The sequence below is a fragment of the Pseudomonas sp. NY15463 genome, assembly GCF_048068415.1.
Classification (GTDB): Bacteria; Pseudomonadota; Gammaproteobacteria; order Pseudomonadales; family Pseudomonadaceae; genus Aquipseudomonas; species Aquipseudomonas mosselii_C.
On the sequence record NZ_JBLUQD010000005.1, the window covers coordinates 301,295 to 319,947 of the forward strand.

Consider the following 18,653-nt stretch of genomic DNA (forward strand, 5'->3'; position numbering starts at 1 on the left):
GGATTTCACAGCTCGCTGACGAAGGTCCCGGTGCCGTCGAGGATATTACGCAAGGTCAAGGCGACCTCTTCAAGGTCGGTGCCCGTGGAGGTCAGCAGGATTTCCAGGCTGGCATCGCCCTTGAGCGCGTCGCGGTCGCCAGCGGCTACCTCGATCAGCAGGCGTTGCGCGCTCAGGGTCACTTTCAGGCCGTCCAGGGTGGACGGTTCGTCGTCCAGGGTCAGGTCGACGGTGTCCTCGTCCGGGTAACGGGTGAGCAGGAACATCTGGCCCTTGTCGCTATGGCAGCACAAGGTCGCCATGTTGTCTTCCTCATCATCGCAAGGGGTAGCGAAGAGCAGGGCGGTTTTCAGCTGCATGACGATTGACCAGTGTCCGGGGAAAGAGCACGCATGCTACCGCATCGCCGCTACAGGGTGCGATCACCCTGTAGCGTTGCGGTCTTGAACGAATATGTCGCAGCGCTGCAAGCCGTGGTGACCGCTGAGTCGTTAAGCTGCCCAATCGATGAATGTGCCCAGTCACATTCAACGCCTGGTTTACCGTCCGGCTTGCTACGGGTTGGCTATCGTTGATCCGTACAAGGCGGACCTACGCGACGCTCCAACTACGACAAAGCCTAAGCGGAGTACCACAGATGGCGTTTTTCACCGCAGCCAGCAAAGCTGACTTCCAGCACCAACTGCAAGCAGCCCTGGCGCAGCACATCAGCGAACAGTCCCTGCCACAAGTGGCGCTGTTCGCCGAACAGTTCTTCGGCATCATCTCTCTGGACGAACTCACCCAGCGCAGGCTGTCGGACCTCGCCGGCTGCACGCTCTCCGCCTGGCGCATCATCGAGCGCTTCGACCCGCAGAACCCGCAAGTGCGGGTCTACAACCCCGATTACGAACGTCACGGCTGGCAGTCGACCCATACCGTGGTCGAGGTGCTGCACCATGACTTGCCGTTCCTGGTCGACTCGGTGCGTACCGAACTCAATCGCTGTGGCTACAGCATCCATACGCTCCAGACCACCGTGCTCAGCACGCGGCGTGGCGCCAAGGGCGAACTGCTTGAGCTGCTGCCCAAGGGCACCCAGGGCGAAGGTGTCAGCCATGAGTCGCTGATGTACCTGGAAATCGACCGCTGCTCCAACCCGACCGAACTGATCACGCTGGCCAAGGAGCTGGAGCAGGTGCTGGCCGAGGTACGCGGGGTGGTCGCCGACTTCGAGCCGATGAAAGCCAAGCTCCACGAACTGCTCGAACTGGTGGAGCACAACGCCTTTGGCCCGGCGCAAAACGACAAGGCCGAGGTCAAGAGCTTCCTGGCCTGGCTACTGGATAACCACTTCACCTTCCTCGGCTACGAAGAGTTCACCGTACAGTCCGACGCAGACGGCGGCCACCTGGTCTACGACGAAGGTTCGTTCCTCGGCCTGACTCGACTGTTGCGCACGGGTCTGACCGCCGATGATCTGCGCATCGAGGGCTACGCCGTGGCCTACCTGCGCGAGCCGCGTCTGCTGTCGTTCGCCAAGGCCTCGCAGCCGAGTCGCGTGCACCGCCCGGCCTATCCCGACTATGTGTCGATCCGCCAGATCGACGAAAACGGCGTCGTGCTCAAGGAGTGCCGTTTCATGGGCCTGTACACCTCGTCGGTGTACGGCGAGAGCGTGCATACCATCCCCTACATTCGCGGCAAAGTGGCCGAAGTGGAGCGTCGTTCGCAGTTCGACGCCAAGGCGCACCTGGGCAAAGAACTGGCCCAGGTGCTTGAGGTGTTGCCGCGCGACGATCTGTTCCAGACCCCGATCGATGAGCTGTTCAGCACCGCTATGTCGATCGTGCAGATCCAGGAACGCAACAAGATCCGCGTGTTCCTGCGCAAGGACCCGTATGGGCGCTTCTGCTATTGCCTGGCGTATGTGCCGCGGGAGATCTACTCCACCGAGGTGCGGCAGAAGATCCAGCAAGTGTTGATGGAGCGTCTGAAGGCCACCGATTGCGAGTTCTGGACGTTCTTCTCCGAGTCGGTGCTGGCTCGCGTACAACTGATTCTGCGGGTCGACCCGAAAAACCGCATCGACATCGACCCGCAGCAGCTGGAAAAAGAGGTGGTGCAGGCCTGCCGTTCGTGGCAGGACGACTTCTCCACGCTGGTGGTGGAAAACTTCGGCGAGGCCCAGGGCACCAGCATTCTCGACGACTTCCCCAAAGGCTTCCCGGCCGGTTACCGCGAACGGTTTGCCGCGCATTCGGCGGTTGTCGACATGCAGCATGTGCTCGGGCTGTCCGAAGCCAAGCCGCTGGCGATGAGCTTCTACCAGCCGTTGACGCAACTGGGCGAGCGTCAGTTGCACTGTAAGCTGTATCACGCCGACACGCCGTTGGCGCTGTCGGATGTGCTGCCGATTCTGGAAAACCTCGGCTTGCGTGTACTCGGTGAGTTCCCCTACCGGTTGCGCCACGCCAATGGCCGCGAGTTCTGGATTCACGACTTCGCCTTTACCTACAGCGAAGGCTTGAACCTGGATATCCAGCAGCTCAACGACACCTTCCAGGATGCGTTCGTGCATATCGTCAACGGCGATGCCGAAAACGATGCCTTCAACCGCCTGGTGTTGACCGCCGGCTTGCCGTGGCGCGACGTGGCGCTTCTGCGCGCCTATGCTCGCTACCTCAAGCAGATCCGCCTGGGCTTCGACCTGGGCTACATTGCCAGCACCCTGAACAACCACACCGACATCGCCCGCGAGTTGACCCGGCTGTTCAAGACCCGCTTCTACCTGGCGCGCAAGCTCACCCAGGAAGACCTGGACGACAAGCAACTGCGCCTGGAACAGGCTATCCTCAGCGCCTTGGACGATGTCCAGGTGCTCAACGAGGACCGCATCCTGCGTCGCTACCTGGACTTGATCAAGGCCACGCTGCGCACCAACTTCTACCAGCCCGATGCCAACGGCCAGAACAAGTCCTACTTCAGCTTCAAGTTCAACCCCAAGTTGATCCCCGAACTGCCCAAGCCGGTGCCGAAGTTCGAGATCTTCGTCTATTCGCCACGGGTCGAGGGCGTGCACCTGCGCTTTGGCAACGTCGCCCGCGGCGGGCTGCGCTGGTCGGACCGTGAAGAGGACTTCCGCACCGAGGTGCTCGGCCTGGTCAAGGCGCAGCAGGTGAAGAACTCGGTCATCGTGCCGGTGGGCGCCAAGGGCGGCTTCCTGCCGCGCCGCCTGCCGCTGGGCGGCAGCCGCGACGAGATCGCTGCCGAAGGCGTGGCGTGCTACCGCATTTTCATCTCTGGCCTGCTGGACATCACCGACAACCTCAAGGATGGCGGTGTGGTGCCACCTGCCAACGTGGTGCGCCACGATGACGACGATCCGTACCTGGTGGTGGCCGCCGACAAAGGCACCGCGACGTTCTCCGACATTGCCAACGGTATCGCCATCGACTACGGCTTCTGGCTCGGCGATGCCTTCGCCTCCGGTGGCTCGGCCGGCTATGACCACAAGAAGATGGGCATTACCGCGCGTGGCGCCTGGGTCGGGGTGCAGCGTCACTTCCGTGAGCGCGGTATCAACGTGCAGCAGGACCCGATCACGGTGATCGGTATCGGTGACATGGCCGGCGACGTGTTCGGCAACGGCTTGCTGATGTCCGACAAGCTCAAGCTGGTGGCCGCGTTCAACCACCTGCACATCTTCATCGACCCGAACCCGGACCCTGCGGTGAGCTTCGCCGAGCGCCAGCGCCTGTTCGACCTGCCACGCTCGGCCTGGAGCGACTACGACGTCAGCCTGATGTCCGAAGGTGGCGGCATCTTCCCGCGCAGCGCCAAGAGCATTGCGATCAGTGCGCAGATGAAAGAGCGCTTCGCCATCGAGGCCGATCGCCTGACCCCGACGGAGCTGCTGCACGCATTGTTGCAGGCACCGGTCGACTTGCTGTGGAACGGCGGCATCGGCACCTACGTGAAGGCCAGCAGCGAGAGCCATGCCGATGTCGGCGACAAGGCCAACGATGCGCTGCGCGTCAATGGTAACGAGCTGCGCTGCAAGGTGGTGGGCGAGGGCGGCAACCTGGGCATGACCCAGCTCGGTCGGGTGGAGTTCGGCCTAAACGGCGGCGCCACCAACACCGACTTCATCGACAACGCTGGCGGCGTGGACTGCTCGGACCACGAGGTCAATATCAAGATCCTGCTCAACGAAGTGGTGCAGGGTGGCGACATGACCGAGAAGCAGCGCAACCAGTTGCTGGGCAGCATGACCGATGAGGTCGCGAGCTTGGTGCTGGGCAACAACTACAAGCAGACCCAGGCGCTGTCGCTGGCCGCCCGCCGTGCCCGCGAGCGGATTGCCGAGTACAAGCGGCTGATGGCCGACCTTGAAGGCCGTGGCAAGCTGGATCGCGCCATCGAGTTCCTGCCCACCGAAGAACAACTGGCCGAGCGCCTGGCCGCAGGTCATGGGTTGACCCGCGCCGAGCTGTCGGTGCTGATCTCCTACAGCAAGATCGACCTGAAGGAGCAGTTGCTCAAGTCGCAGGTGCCGGACGACGATTACCTGACCCGTGACATGGAGACGGCCTTCCCGCCGTCGCTGGTGAGCAAGTTCGCCGAATCCATGCGCCGTCATCGCCTGAAACGCGAGATCGTCAGTACCCAGATCGCCAACGACCTGGTCAACAACATGGGCATCACCTTCGTGCAGCGCCTGAAGGAGTCCACCGGGATGAGCCCGGCCAACGTGGCGGGTGCGTATGTGATCGTGCGCGACATCTTCCACCTGCCACACTGGTTCCGTCAGATCGAGGCACTGGACTACCAGGTGCCTGCCGAGATCCAGCTGACGCTGATGGATGAACTGATGCGCCTGGGCCGCCGTGCGACTCGCTGGTTCCTGCGTAGCCGACGCAACGAGCAGGACGCCGGGCGTGACGTGGCGCACTTCGGACCGAAAATCGCCCAGTTGGGGCTCAAGCTCGACGAGTTGCTGGAGGGGCCGACCCGTGAGCGCTGGACGCAGCGCTACCAGGGCTTCGTCGATGCCGGTGTGCCGGAGTTGCTGGCGCGCATGGTGGCGGGGACCAGTCATCTGTACACCCTGTTGCCGATCATCGAGGCGGCGGACGTGACCGGTCATGACCCGGCCCAGGTGGCCAAGGCGTTCTTCGCTGTGGGCAGCTCGCTGGACCTGACCTGGTACTTGCAGGAAATCGGCAACCTGCCGGTGGAGAACAACTGGCAGGCCCTGGCCCGCGAAGCCTTCCGCGACGACATCGATCTGCAGCAGCGGGCGATCACCATCTCGGTGTTGCAGATGGCCGAGGCGCCCGATGACATGGATGCCCGCGTCGCGCTGTGGTGCGAGCAGCATCGGGTGATGGTGGAGCGCTGGCGTGCCATGCTCGACGACCTGCGCAACGCTACCGGGACTGACTATGCGATGTACGCGGTGGCCAACCGCGAGCTGGTCGACCTGGCGATGAGCGGGCAAGCGGCGGTACCTGCTTGAGCGTGAGCTGAAACGAACAAGCCCCGGCCGATGCCGGGGCTTGTTTTTGGCGGGAACTGGTACTAGGACGTCAGTTGAAGAACGCTGCCAGGCGCGCCGTCCATACGTGGGTGGCCTTGCGGCTCATCGGGAACTTGAGCAGCGGCTGGTTGGGGTCGGCCACGGTCAACTCGATGGCGAAATCCTTGAGCTGCACGGTACGCTCGAAAGTCGGCACGCTCATGCCGGTGGCATTGACCTTGCGGGTGCCACCGCCCATTTCCATGCTTTGCGATTCGCGCCAAGTCACCTGCCAGCTGATGACCCAGGCGTAGTCATGGATGCGATAACTGTCGTCGATCAGCGAGCACACCGCCACTTTGCGGTTTTGTGGGTCGAACACCAGGAAACCCGGGGATGGATAGCCCAGCAGGTGCCCGGCATCGAGCGCGAGCCCTTCGCTGGCGTTGATCTTGGCCACCAGCGCCTTACTCTTGAGCTGCAACTTAGCAAGGAACCTGAAGGAAACCGCAAAGATCGCCCCGGCAATCACCAGCGCCAGCATGGTCCCGCTGGTCAGCAGCTGCCAGAGCGAGGCGTACGGCATTTTCGCAGGCCCGACATCGAACAGCGCCAGCAGCATCGACAGACCAAGCCCTGCGGTTGCCAGGCCGGAAATTCCAGCCACCGGAATGGCCAGGCCTGCCAGTGCACCCACGGCGGCACCTTTCATTACACTCGACACACAACACCTCCTTATGAAAACTTCGCGGGCCAATCCATGGCTTTCGTCCAGGCGTTATAGCCGCGCTGATGGGGAACAGTGGGACAGCGCTCAAGCCCGGGGGTTCCCGGCTTTGGCTGAGGTCGTTAACAGTTTTTGCAGCGGATGTGCGCCGGTTGGCGCAGCGCTTACTTGAAACGCCGCTCCACGCCTTTTTCCACGAGGATCTTCGCGGAAATCTCTTCCACCGAGAAATGCGTGGAGTTGATGTTGGGAATGTTCTCGCGGCGGAACAGGTTTTCCACCTCGCGCACCTCGAACTCGCACTGGGCGAAGCTCGAATAGCGGCTGTTGGGCTTGCGCTCGTGGCGGATGGCGGTCAGGCGGTCGGGGTCGATGGTCAGGCCGAACAGCTTGTGCTGGTACTTCTTCAGCACTGCCGGCAGTTGCAAGCGCTCCATGTCGTCTTCGGTCAGCGGGTAGTTGGCGGCGCGAATGCCAAACTGCATGGCCATGTACAGGCAGGTCGGGGTCTTGCCGCAGCGCGACACGCCTACGAGAATCAGGTCGGCCTTGTCGTAATAGTGCGTACGCGCGCCATCGTCGTTGTCCAGGGCGAAATTGACGGCCTCGATGCGCTCCATGTAGTTGGAGTTGCCGCCAATGGAGTGGGACTTGCCCACGGAATACGATGAATGGGCGGTCAATTCCTGCTCGAGCGGGGATAAAAACGTCGAGAAGATGTCGATCATGAAGCCATTGGAGGTGGCCAGGACTTCGCGGATGTCCTGGTTGACGATGGTGTCGAAGATGATCGGACGCACCCCGTCGCGCTCGGCTGCGGCGTTGATCTGTTGGACCATGGCGCGGGCCTTGTCCAGCGAATCGATATAGGGGCGTGTGAATTTATTGAACGGAATGCTCTCGAATTGCGCGAGCAGACTTTGCCCCAGGGTTTCTGCAGTGATACCGGTGCCGTCGGAGATGAAGAACGCGGTTCGTTTCATTTGCGCCAGGGGCCTTAAGCTGCTGAATGTTTCTGGATATGATAGGTTCGGTTTGCCGAACGCGGTTGCTCGGCATTCTCACTTATTTTCCAGGTCCAGGCCACCTGCGTGCGGCCCAGTCGCAGAACCGACAGGCGCACGCCCTTGAGCTTTTCCAACACAGTTAGTGGAGAGATCACCTTGGTAGAGTACGTAGTTTCCCTCGATAAGCTCGGCGTCCATGATGTGGAGCATGTGGGGGGCAAGAACGCATCCCTGGGCGAGATGATCAGTAACCTTGCCGGTGCCGGCGTTTCGGTGCCGGGTGGCTTTGCCACTACGGCTCAGGCGTACCGTGATTTTCTCGAACAAAGTGGCCTGAACGACAAGATCCACGCAGCTCTCGACGCGCTGGACGTGGACGATGTCAACGCCCTGGCCAAGACCGGCGCGCAGATCCGCCAGTGGGTCATGGAGGCGGACTTCCCGGCCCGCCTGGACGCTGAAATCCGTGCAGCCTTCGCCGAAATGGCCGGTGGCAACGACAACATGGCCGTGGCCGTGCGTTCCTCGGCCACCGCCGAAGACTTGCCGGACGCCTCGTTCGCCGGGCAGCAGGAAACCTTCCTCAACATCCGTGGCGTCGACAACGTGATCCGCGCGGCCAAGGAAGTGTTCGCCTCGCTGTTCAACGACCGCGCCATCTCCTACCGCGTGCACCAGGGCTTCGACCACAAGCTGGTGGCACTGTCCGCAGGTGTGCAGCGCATGGTGCGTTCGGAAACCGGCACTGCCGGTGTGATGTTCACCCTCGACACCGAGTCGGGCTTCCGCGACGTGGTGTTCATCACCGGCGCCTACGGCCTGGGTGAAACCGTGGTGCAAGGGGCAGTCAACCCCGACGAATTCTACGTGCACAAACAGACCCTGCAGGCCGGTCGCCCAGCGATCCTGCGCCGCAACCTGGGCAGCAAGGCGATCAAGATGGTCTATGGCGAAGAAGCCAAGGCCGGTCGTTCGGTCAAGACCGTCGAAGTCGACCGTGCCGAGCGTGCGCGCTTCTGCCTGACCGACGCCGAAGTCGTCGAGCTGGCCAAGCAGGCCATGATCATCGAGCAGCACTACCAGCGCCCGATGGACATCGAGTGGGCCAAGGACGGTGACGACGGCAAGCTGTACATCGTTCAGGCGCGTCCCGAGACCGTGAAGAGCCGCGCCAGCGCCAATGTCATGGAACGCTACCTGCTCAAAGAGAAGGGCACCGTGCTGGTCGAAGGCCGTGCCATTGGCCAGCGCATCGGCGCCGGCAAGGTCCGCGTGATCAACGACGTGTCGGAAATGGACAAGGTCCAGCCCGGCGACGTACTGGTTTCCGACATGACCGACCCGGACTGGGAACCTGTGATGAAGCGTGCCAGCGCCATCGTCACCAACCGTGGCGGGCGTACCTGCCACGCCGCCATCATCGCCCGTGAGCTGGGCATTCCGGCGGTCGTGGGCTGCGGCAACGCGACCCAGGTGCTCAAGGACGGCCAGGGCGTGACCGTGTCCTGCGCCGAGGGCGACACTGGCTTCATCTTCGAAGGCGAGCTGGGCTTCGACGTCAAGCAGAACTCGGTGGATGCCATGCCGGAGCTGCCGTTCAAGATCATGATGAACGTCGGCAACCCGGACCGCGCCTTCGACTTCGCCCAGTTGCCCAACGAAGGTGTGGGCCTGGCGCGTCTTGAGTTCATCATCAATCGCATGATCGGCGTGCACCCCAAGGCGCTGCTCAACTACGCCGGACTGCCGCCGGAACTCAAGGACAGTGTCGACAAGCGCATCGCCGGCTACAACGATCCGGTCGGGTTCTACGTCGAGAAACTGGTCGAGGGCATCAGTACCCTGGCGGCGGCGTTCTACCCGAAAAAGGTCATCGTGCGCCTGTCGGACTTCAAGTCCAACGAATACGCCAACCTGATCGGCGGCAAGCTGTACGAGCCCGAAGAAGAGAACCCGATGCTGGGCTTCCGGGGCGCTTCGCGTTACATCAGCGAGTCGTTCCGTGACTGCTTCGAACTCGAATGCCGCGCGCTCAAGCGTGTGCGCAACGAAATGGGCCTGACCAACGTCGAGATCATGGTGCCGTTCGTGCGCACCTTGGGCGAGGCGAGCCAGGTTGTCGACCTGCTGGCCGAGAACGGCCTGGCCCGTGGCGACAACGGCCTGCGTGTGATCATGATGTGCGAGCTGCCGTCCAACGCGATCCTGGCCGAAGAGTTCCTGGAATACTTCGATGGCTTCTCGATTGGCTCCAACGACCTGACCCAGCTGACCCTGGGCCTGGACCGCGATTCGGGGATCATCGCCCACTTGTTCGATGAGCGAAATCCTGCGGTCAAGAAGCTGCTGGCCAACGCCATCGCCGCGTGCAACAAGGCTGGCAAGTACATCGGCATCTGCGGCCAAGGCCCCTCGGACCACCCGGACCTGGCCAAATGGCTGATGGAACAAGGCATCGAGAGCGTCTCGCTGAACCCGGACTCGGTACTTGAGACGTGGTTCTTCCTGGCCGAGGGCCAAGGCGCGGCCTGATGGACTGATCACGGGTGCCGTTGGCGCCCGTGCAGCGATTCGTGGGAGCGGCGGTTCGACGCTGCGACTTGCTTTGCGATGGCGTCAGCGCAGACACTAGGGCGCTGGCCTGATGCTATCGCCCGGCATGTCGGGGCGCCGAACCGCCGCTCCCACGTTTTCATCCCCTACAAGTTCGTGAATTCATGCAAAGCAGCAGTACCCAATTTCCCGTCGCGTTGCTCAGTGCCGAGCGCCGTGGCGACCTCAGTGAAGACGTCTACCGGATCAAGGCCGGCAACAGCCCCGATGCGAGCGTCGAAATCGCCGTCACCCGTCTGGGCCTTGCCGACCAGCAGCGTGCTCAGGGCGTGCCGGTCATTCTTTTGCACGGCAGCTTTTCCAATCGCCGCTTCTGGTTCTCGCCCAAGGGTATCGGCCTGGGGGCGGCCCTGGCCCGCGCCGGGTTCGATGTATGGATCCCGGAGATGCGTGGCCATGGCTTGTCGCCGCGCAATCGCGACTGGCGGCACAACCGCGTGGCTGACTACGCGCGCTACGACCTGCCGGTGATTGGCGCCTTCGTCCATGAACAGACCCGGCAGGTGCCGCACTGGTTGGGCCATTCCCTGGGCGGCACGACCCTGGCGGCGGCGCTGGGTGGCGGTTACCTGGGCCGTGAGCGCGTGGCCAGTGTGGCGCTGTTCGGCAGCCAGGTCAGCCGCGTCTATTGGCCGCTCAAGGTGCCGCCGGTGGCGTGGGGCGCGAAGCTGCTGCTCAAGCGCTTCGCGCAGATTTCCGGCTCGCGCCTCAAACGGGGCCCGGAGGACGAGCCAATCGGCCTGGCCCTGGAGAGCCTGCGTTGGAACAGCCTGTTCGGCCGCTTTGGCGACAAGGACCACGATTGGTGGGCGGGTCTTGCCGAGGTCGAAGTGCCGTTGCTGGCGGTGGCCGGTGCGGGGGACTTCCAGGACCCGGTGTGGGCGTGTCGCAAGCTGTTCGAGCAGTTCGGCGGCGATGCCAAGCAGTTCCTGCGCCTGGGGCGCGAGGAAGGCTTCGAGGCATTCGGGCATGTCGACATGCTGGTCAGCAAGGCCGCGCAGGCCCAGGTGTGGCCATTGGTTGAGCGCTGGTTGCACGATCCACTGCTGGCCGTGCATCCCTCGACCGTGGCGGCTGAGCCGGTGGCAGCGGCCTGACGCAGGCCGCCTGCGCGAAGGACCGATACGGGCGAACAGCGAGCTGACTGCTGGGTCTTGGATGACTGGCGGGGGCGGGCGGTGTAGCCTTGGCTTCACACCCGCTTTCGTTATGACTGACAGGAGCTTGCCATGCAGCATTACGTAACGCCCGACCTGTGCGACGCCTACCCGGACCTGGTTCAGGTGCTCGACCCGATGTTCAGCAACTTCGGTGGCCGCGATTCGTTCGGTGGCCAGATCGTCACGATCAAGTGCTTCGAGGACAACTCGCGGGTCAAGGAGCAGGTCGAACTCGACGGCACCGGTAAGGTGTTGGTGGTCGACGGTGGCGGTTCGCTGCGCCGCGCGCTGCTGGGTGACATGCTTGCCGAGAAAGCGGCCAAGAATGGCTGGGAAGGTTTGCTGATCTATGGCTGTGTGCGCGACGTGGATGTGCTGATCCAGACCAATGTGGGCGTGCAGGCCCTGGCCAGCCATCCGATGAAGACCGACAAGCGCGGCGTTGGCGATCTGAACGTCGCCGTGACCTTCGCCGGGGTGACGTTCCGTCCGGGGGAGTACGTGTATGCCGACAACAATGGCGTGATCGTCTCGCCAAGCCCGCTGAAAATGCCGGAGTGATGCGCCAGGTGCGCTGATGGAGCTTTGATGTTCGAGGAAGACAACGCGCAGTGGGGGCTGGTGCATGCCTTGGTGCTCGATGGTAAGGGGGGCGCACGTGCGATCGCCCGTACCGAATTGGACAGCCTGCAATTGCAGACGCAGGAAAGCCTCTGGTTGCACTGGGACCGCAGTCATCCCCAGACCCGTACCTGGCTGCTGCAAGACAGCGGCCTGAGCGCGTTCGCCTGCGACTTGCTGCTGGAGGAAAATACCCGCCCGCGGCTGCTGCAGATGGCCAACGAGCAAATGCTGCTGTTTCTGCGTGGGGTCAACCTCAACCCTGGCGCCGAGCCTGAAGACATGGTCTCGGTGCGTATTTTCGCCGAGGCGCAGCGGGTTATCTCGCTGCGCCTGCGGCCGTTGCGCGCCAGTGACGAGGTGCTCCAGCAACTGGATGAAGGGCGCGGGCCCAAGTCGTCGTCCGAGTTGTTACTGCTGATGGGCGAGCTGTTGACCGAGAAGGTCCAAGCGCTGGTCAGCGAATTGTCCGAGGCGGTCGATGAGGAAGAAGAGAAGGTGGAAACCGACGAACGGTATTCCCCTGAGCACGGTAGCCTGCAACAGATCCGTCGCCGGGCCGCAGGCCTACGCCGCTTTCTCGCCCCGCAGCGGGACATCTACGCGCAGCTGTCGCGCAACAAGTGCAGCTGGTTCGCCGACCCTGCTGCCGATTATTGGAACGAGCTGAACAACAGCCTGATCCGCTACCTCGAAGAACTCGAGCTGGCACGTGAGCGCGCAGCATTGGTGCTGGAGAGCGAAGACCGGCGGCGCAGCGAGCGGATGAACCGCACCATGTACCGTTTCGGCATCATCACCTGCATCTTCCTGCCCATGAGCTTCGTTACCGGGTTGCTGGGTATCAACGTTGGCGGCATCCCTGGCGCCAGCAGTCCCTATGGGTTTTTGGTCGCCAGCCTGATCGTGCTGGGATTGGCGTTGGGGCAGTGGTGGCTGCTGCGTACATTGAAGTGGGTATAAAGAGCGTGCGTGCAGGTAGGTGCGCGCTTGGCACAGATGCCGCAGGGCAATGTGTGACCGATTGCGCGGCGATCTCGTCTCTGACTCACATTGCGCGAGGTGCCTATGCACGATCCGTTTGAAGAATCCCTGCGCGACCTGCTCAAGGCGTCACCGTCCGGTGAGGACCGTGACGATGCCGCATGCCTGGGTCGCGTGCTCAAGACCGCCAACCGTCAGGTTGGTGCGGGTGATCTGTTCAGTCTGCTGGGCCGTTGGAGCCAGGCGCTGCTGATCGCTGTCAATAATGGCTCGGCGCATGTCGCGCCGGTGCGTCGCACCGCTACCCGCAAAACTGTAGATAAGGCCGATTGAATATGGAACTCGATCTCTGGACCCAGAGTCTGGTCACTGCCATGACTGCCCTTTGGACCAAGGTGGCGAACTTCATCCCCAACCTGTTCGGCGCGCTGGTCGTGGTGCTGTTGGGCTTCGTCGTTGCCAAGCTGCTGGACACCTTGCTGTCCAAGCTGCTCGCCAAGTTCGGCCTGGACCGCCTGATGAGCGGCACCGGCTTGACCAAGATGCTCGCCCGGGTGGGCATCCAGGTCCCGATTTCCACCCTGATCGGCAAGATCGTGTACTGGTTCGTGCTGTTGATCTTCCTGGTCTCGGCGGCCGAATCCCTGGGCCTTGAGCGCGTGTCGGCGACCCTCGACATGCTCGCCCTGTACCTGCCCAAGGTGTTTGGCGCAGCCCTCGTGCTGCTGGCTGGCGTGTTGCTGGCGCAAGTGGCCAACGGCTTGGTGCGCGGCGCGGCCGAGGGGATCGGTCTTGAGTATTCCGCAGGGCTTGGGCGTATCGTCCAGGGCCTGGTGATCATCATCAGTATTTCGGTGGCGATCAGTCAGCTTGAGGTCAAGACCGACCTGCTCAACCACGTGATCGTGATCGGTTTGATTACCGTTGGTCTGGCCGTTGCGCTGGCCATGGGCCTGGGTAGCCGCGAAATTGCCGGGCAAATCCTGGCCGGTATCTACGTGCGCGAACTGTTCCAGGTCGGCCAACACGTGCAGATTGGCGAGGTAGAAGGCCATATCGAAGAGATCGGCACGGTCAAGACGACCCTGCTGACCGATGAGGGCGAACTGGTCTCGCTGTCTAATCGTGTCCTGCTCGAGCAGCGTGTGAAAAGCCGCTAATCGCCCAAAAGCTGTTAATGTATGCCGCCGCAAAAATCGGCCCCTGGGGCTGAGCGGCGACACTGACCTGACTGTCGGCCCGATCCGTTTTGAATAAAGTCCACACGCCGCCCATGCGCTACGACCCACGTGAACTCACCGACGAGGAGCTGGTGGCGCGTTCGCATGAGGAGCTGTTCCATGTGACGCGCGCCTACGAAGAGCTGATGCGCCGTTACCAGCGCACGCTGTTCAATGTGTGCGCGCGTTATCTGGGGAACGATCGCGATGCCGACGATGTCTGTCAGGAAGTGATGCTCAAGGTGCTGTACGGGTTGAAGAACTTCGAGGGCAAATCCAAGTTCAAGACCTGGCTCTACAGCATCACCTACAACGAATGCATCACCCAGTACCGCAAGGAGCGTCGTAAACGTCGGCTGATGGATGCCTTGAGCCTGGACCCTGTAGAAGAGGCGTCCGAGGAGAAGGCACCGAAAGTCGAAGAAAAAGGCGGGCTGGATAAATGGCTTGTGCACGTCAACCCGATCGACCGCGAGATCCTGGTGCTGCGATTTGTCGCAGAGCTGGAGTTCCAGGAGATCGCCGACATCATGCACATGGGCCTGAGCGCCACGAAAATGCGATACAAACGTGCGCTCGACAAGCTTCGGGAGAAATTTGCAGGTTTGACTGAAACTTAGTCGCCAGCAAATATCTCTAACGATTCGGCTGGGTCTGCTAGACTAGCCGTCGAGTTGTCCCCCGGATTTTGGTGGGACTGCTTAACTATCACCAGATGGGGATTTAACGGATGAAACTGAAAAACACCTTGGGCTTGGCCATTGGTTCGCTTGTAGCCGCCGCTTCGTTCGGCGCTCTGGCACAAGGTCAAGGCGCCGTCGAAGTTGAAGGCTTCTACAAGAAAGAATTCTTCGACAGCCAGCGCGACTTCAAAAACGACGGCAACCTGTTCGGCGGCTCGATCGGTTACTTCTTGACCGACGACGTTGAACTGCGTCTGGGCTACGACGAAGTACACAACGCTCGTGGCGAAGACGGCAAGAACATCAAGGGCTCGAACACCGCCCTGGATGCCGTTTACCACTTCAACAACCCGTACGACGCCATCCGTCCGTACGTATCGGCTGGTTTCTCGCACCAGTCCCTGGGCCAGACCGGCCGTGGTGGTCGTAACCAGTCCACCTTCGCCAACGTTGGCGCTGGCGCCAAGTGGTACATCACCGACATGTTCTACGCCCGTGCTGGCGTTGAAGCCCAGTACAACATCGACCAGGGCGACACCGAGTGGGCCCCGAGCGTTGGTATCGGCCTGAACTTCGGTGGCAGCCCACAGCGCACTGCTGAAGCTGCTCCTGCTCCAGTTGCCGAAGTCTGCTCCGACAGCGACAACGATGGCGTCTGCGACAACGTCGACAAGTGCCCTGACACCCCAGCCAACGTTACCGTTGACGCTGACGGCTGCCCGGCTGTTGCCGAAGTCGTTCGCGTTGAGCTGGACGTCAAGTTCGACTTCGACAAGTCGGTCGTCAAGCCAAACAGCTACGGCGACATCAAGAACCTGGCTGACTTCATGAAGCAGTACCCACAGACCACCACCACCGTGGAAGGTCACACTGACTCCGTTGGTCCAGACGCTTACAACCAGAAGCTGTCCGAGCGTCGTGCCAACGCTGTCAAACAAGTCCTGACCCAGCAGTACGGCATCGAATCGAGCCGTGTTGACTCGGTTGGCTACGGTGAGACCCGTCCGGTCGCCGACAACGCCACCGAAGCTGGCCGCGCCGTTAACCGTCGCGTAGAAGCTCAGGTAGAAGCCCAGGCCAAGTAATTGGTTTGATGCTTCACGAAAAACCCGGCCTTGGCCGGGTTTTTCTTTGCGTGAAATTTCTCAAGGCAAACAACGTCCCCCAGGATCTCAGCCCCATGCACCTGGGGCTGCTGCGCAGCCCTTCGCGGCACGAGGCCGCTGCTACAGGGGCGCGGTGTCTACTTATTCAGTGCTTGAGCAGCACTAGCAGCAACAGCAGATTCAGCGCCAGCGCCAGCAGGGCGATGGTGCGCCACACTTTGAGCGGTTCGCGTTCCAGTAGCGGGCGTGGACGTTCTACCGATTCCTGGCGATCGCCACGTTCGAGCAACAGCAACCATTGCTCAGCGGTCTCGAAGCGCTGTGCAGGCTCCGCGGCCACCGCCTGCAACAGGTTGCGTTGCAGCCATTCTGGAAGGTCCGGCCGGTAGCGCGCGGGATTGATCGGCACGCCGAAGCGCGGGCGCTGGAAGGCTTCGACTTCGCCGTAGGGGTAGTGTCCGGTGAGCAATCTGTAGAGTGTCACGCCCGCCGCGTACAAGTCCTGGCGGGGGCCTGGAGGGGCGCCTTCGAAGGCCTCTGGGGCAATGAACGACGGGGTGCCGGGCAGTGCGTTGGGCGGATCTTCGGACAGGCCAGGGCAGTAGGCCAGGCCGAAATCCAATAGGCGCAACTGACCATCGCTGCCCAAGTGCAGGTTGTCGGGCTTGATGTCACGGTGCAGCAGGTTGCGTCGGTGCAGCACCCCCACCGCCTGCAACAGCTGCCGGGCGACTTCCAGCCATTGGGCCAGCGGCATCGGCGGGTGCCCGGCGAGGGTAAGTCCGGGGTACTCGCGCATCAGGTAATACAGGTGCTGACGTTGCCCGGCGGGGTGCACTTCAGGAAAGTGGCGGCCCGCCAACCGACGCAGGAACCACTCCTCCAGCAACAGTGCCTGGGCCGCGCCGGGTTCCTGGTCGCGGGCCTGGGGCAGGGTCTTGAGCAGCCAGGGCTGGCCCTGGCTGTCCTGGACCCTGTACAGCAGCGCCTGACGGCTGTGGGCCAGCAGGCTGCCAACCTGCCAGCCATCGATCAATTGGCCCTCGCGCAGGGCGCCGGGCAGCGGCCAGTGCTGCAATTGTGCAAGGGTATCGCCGAGATTGGCGGCGCCCACGGCATCGACCTGGACCAGCAGCGCGCTGGCGTTGTCCTGGCTACCTGCGTGGTGAGCGGTGGCTACCAGGGTATCGGCGGCCTCCTGCAGATCGGGGTGCTCGCGCAAGATGGTCTGGATGCGTTGATCGCCCAAACAGGCCCAGACCCCATCGCTGAGCAACACGAAGCGTTCGCCCTCGTTCAACTCGCCCTCGCGGTAGTCCACCAGCAGGTGCTGGTCCAGGCCCAGGGCACGCTTGAGCACGTGCTGCATGCCGGGTTGGTCCCAGACGTGGTCCTCGCTCAGGCATTGCAGGCGTCCGGCCTGCCAGCGGTAGACCCGACAGTCGCCGACGTGGGCGAGCGTGAAGCGTCGTCCGCGCAGCACCAAGGCGCTGAGGGTGGTCAGCAGAGGCTGGCCGTTGCCTTGGGCGCGCAACCAGCGGTTCTGCGCCAGCAGCAACTTGTCCAGTGCCTGTGCCACGCCCCAGGTCGCGGGGGTGGCGTAATAGTCCAGGGCTAGCGCCTGCAAGCTGGCGCGCGCCGCCAATCCGCCGTCGGCGCACTGGCTCACACCATCGGCCAGGGCAAACAGGTAGCCCTTGCTGGCCGCCAGCTCCGGCGCCGGAGTGACCAGGCGCAGGGCGTCCTGGTTTTCCTCGCGAGGGCCGGTGGCGCTGGCTTGGGCGAAGCTCAGGCGCAAGTTCATACCCGTGCTGCGGTGACTGCTGCCGAGCCCCAGGTGGTGCGCCAGCGCTGCTTGACGCCGTGCAGGCCGAACCAGGCCAGCACGCCGAGGCTTGCGAACAGCCACAGCCCCAGTTGGTAGTCGCCGCTGTGCTGCTTGATCGCGCCAAGGCCTGCGGCCAGCAGGAAGCCGCCGATACCACCGGCCATCCCGATCAACCCGGTCATGACCCCGATCTCCTGGCGGAAACGTTGCGGCACCAGTTGGAACACCGCGCCATTCCCGGCGCCCAGCCCGAGCATGGCGCTCACGAACAGTGCCAGGGCGGCGGCTGCGCTGGGTAGGTTGAAGCCCACCGCAGCGATGCACAGGGCCGCCACGCTGTACATTGCCAGCAGCGTGCGAATGCCGCCGAAGCGGTCAGCCATCGCGCCACCGAGTGGACGCATCAGGCTGCCGGCAAACACGCAAGCGGCGGTGTAGTAGCCAGCGGTCACCGGGCTCAGGCCGTACTGGTCGCTGAAGTAGCCGGGCAGGGCGCTGGCCAGGCCGATGAAGCCGCCAAAAGTGACGCTGTAGAAGAACATGAACCACCAACTGTCGCGATCACCCAAGGCTTTGAGGTAATCGGCCATAGCCTTGGGCTTGGGACGCTGGGGGGCGTTGCGCGCGAGCAAGGCGAACAGTGCCAGGGTCAGCAGCAGCGGCAGCACGGCGAAGCCGAACACATTGTTCCAGCCAAAGCTTGCCGCCAGCACTGGCGCCAGCAGGGCGGCGAACACCGTGCCCGAGTTACCGGCCCCGGCGATGCCCATTGCCTTACCTTGATGTTGGGGGGGATACCACTGCGAGGCCAGCGGCAAGGAGACGGCGAACGAGGCGCCGGCCACGCCGAGGAACACGCCCAGCAGCAGGGCGTGTTCATAGCTGTGAACGCCCAGTTTCCAGGCGCAGGCCAAGGCGACGATCACGACCACCTGGCCGATCAGGCCGGCGGTCTTGGGCGACAGGCGATCGACCAGCAAGCCCATGATGAAGCGCAGTACGGCACCCGCGAGGATCGGCGTGGCCACCATCAGGCCGCGTTGTTGGGCGGTCAGGTGCAAGTCGGCGGCAATTTGCACCGCCAGGGGGCCGAGCAGGTACCAGACCATGAAGCTCAGGTCGAAGTACAGGAAGGCGGCGAACAGCGTGGGCACATGCCCGGATTTCCAGAAGCTCGTATTCATCGAACACCTCGTTCGGCGTA

General features: G+C 62.7%; 14 protein-coding genes. 9 read left to right on the forward strand and 5 right to left on the reverse strand.

Annotated features, from left to right (window positions below):
• Positions 1–5: 5 nt before the first annotated feature.
• Positions 6–359, reverse strand: coding sequence for a hypothetical protein (locus tag ACNFIC_RS14685; RefSeq protein WP_138220962.1), 354 nt, complete (start codon positions 357–359; stop codon positions 6–8).
• Between the two features lie 278 nt (positions 360–637).
• Between ACNFIC_RS14685 and ACNFIC_RS14690 the strand changes: the two genes are divergently transcribed.
• On the forward strand, positions 638–5,500 hold the full coding sequence (locus ACNFIC_RS14690) for an NAD-glutamate dehydrogenase (RefSeq protein ID WP_138220960.1): 4,863 nt from the start codon (positions 638–640) through the stop codon (positions 5,498–5,500).
• Positions 5,501–5,570: 70 nt separating this feature from the next.
• Here ACNFIC_RS14690 and ACNFIC_RS14695 read toward each other — a convergent pair whose 3' ends face one another.
• Together ACNFIC_RS14695 and ACNFIC_RS14700 are read right to left on the reverse strand one after the other, a co-directional pair.
• A complete protein-coding gene (locus tag ACNFIC_RS14695) occupies positions 5,571–6,224 on the reverse strand; it encodes a hypothetical protein (RefSeq protein WP_416781286.1) in 654 nt (217 codons plus the stop codon).
• A 167-nt stretch (positions 6,225–6,391) separates the two neighbouring features.
• Positions 6,392–7,210 (reverse strand): pyruvate, water dikinase regulatory protein, encoded by an 819-nt coding sequence (locus ACNFIC_RS14700; protein WP_138220958.1) that lies wholly within the window; start codon positions 7,208–7,210, stop codon positions 6,392–6,394.
• A 180-nt stretch (positions 7,211–7,390) separates the two neighbouring features.
• Between ACNFIC_RS14700 and ppsA the strand changes: the two genes are divergently transcribed.
• From ppsA to ACNFIC_RS14740, 8 genes are all read left to right on the forward strand, one after another.
• A complete protein-coding gene (ppsA, locus tag ACNFIC_RS14705; protein ID WP_138220957.1) occupies positions 7,391–9,766 on the forward strand; it encodes a phosphoenolpyruvate synthase in 2,376 nt (791 codons plus the stop codon).
• Between the two features lie 185 nt (positions 9,767–9,951).
• The gene (locus ACNFIC_RS14710) at positions 9,952–10,944 is read left to right on the forward strand and encodes an alpha/beta fold hydrolase (protein ID WP_138220956.1); all 993 of its coding nucleotides are present in this window, start codon (positions 9,952–9,954) and stop codon (positions 10,942–10,944) included.
• Between the two features lie 132 nt (positions 10,945–11,076).
• Positions 11,077–11,568, forward strand: coding sequence for a ribonuclease E activity regulator RraA (rraA, locus tag ACNFIC_RS14715; RefSeq protein ID WP_138220955.1), 492 nt, complete (start codon positions 11,077–11,079; stop codon positions 11,566–11,568).
• Between the two features lie 27 nt (positions 11,569–11,595).
• Positions 11,596–12,591 carry a CorA family divalent cation transporter gene (locus tag ACNFIC_RS14720; RefSeq protein WP_138220954.1) on the forward strand — a complete coding sequence of 332 codons (996 nt, stop codon included), beginning with the start codon at positions 11,596–11,598 and terminating at the stop codon, positions 12,589–12,591.
• 105 nt (positions 12,592–12,696) lie between these two features.
• A complete protein-coding gene (locus tag ACNFIC_RS14725) occupies positions 12,697–12,945 on the forward strand; it encodes a CrfX protein (RefSeq protein WP_138220953.1) in 249 nt (82 codons plus the stop codon).
• A gap of 2 nt (positions 12,946–12,947) precedes the next feature.
• A complete protein-coding gene (locus ACNFIC_RS14730; protein WP_138220952.1) occupies positions 12,948–13,772 on the forward strand; it encodes a mechanosensitive ion channel family protein in 825 nt (274 codons plus the stop codon).
• Between the two features lie 113 nt (positions 13,773–13,885).
• Positions 13,886–14,452 (forward strand): RNA polymerase sigma factor SigX, encoded by a 567-nt coding sequence (gene sigX / locus ACNFIC_RS14735; protein WP_138220984.1) that lies wholly within the window; start codon positions 13,886–13,888, stop codon positions 14,450–14,452.
• Positions 14,453–14,562: 110 nt separating this feature from the next.
• Positions 14,563–15,600: an OmpA family protein gene (locus ACNFIC_RS14740; RefSeq protein ID WP_138220951.1), complete on the forward strand. Its 1,038-nt coding sequence runs from the start codon at positions 14,563–14,565 to the stop codon at positions 15,598–15,600.
• A 166-nt stretch (positions 15,601–15,766) separates the two neighbouring features.
• Here ACNFIC_RS14740 and ACNFIC_RS14745 read toward each other — a convergent pair whose 3' ends face one another.
• Positions 15,767–17,425, reverse strand: a complete 1,659-nt coding sequence (locus tag ACNFIC_RS14745) for a bifunctional protein-serine/threonine kinase/phosphatase (protein WP_138220950.1) — start codon at positions 17,423–17,425, stop codon at positions 15,767–15,769.
• On the reverse strand, positions 17,422–18,633 hold the full coding sequence (locus ACNFIC_RS14750) for a nitrate/nitrite transporter (RefSeq protein ID WP_416781287.1): 1,212 nt from the start codon (positions 18,631–18,633) through the stop codon (positions 17,422–17,424). The genes ACNFIC_RS14745 and ACNFIC_RS14750 overlap by 4 nt, the downstream gene beginning before the upstream one ends.
• Positions 18,634–18,653 lie beyond the last annotated feature (20 nt).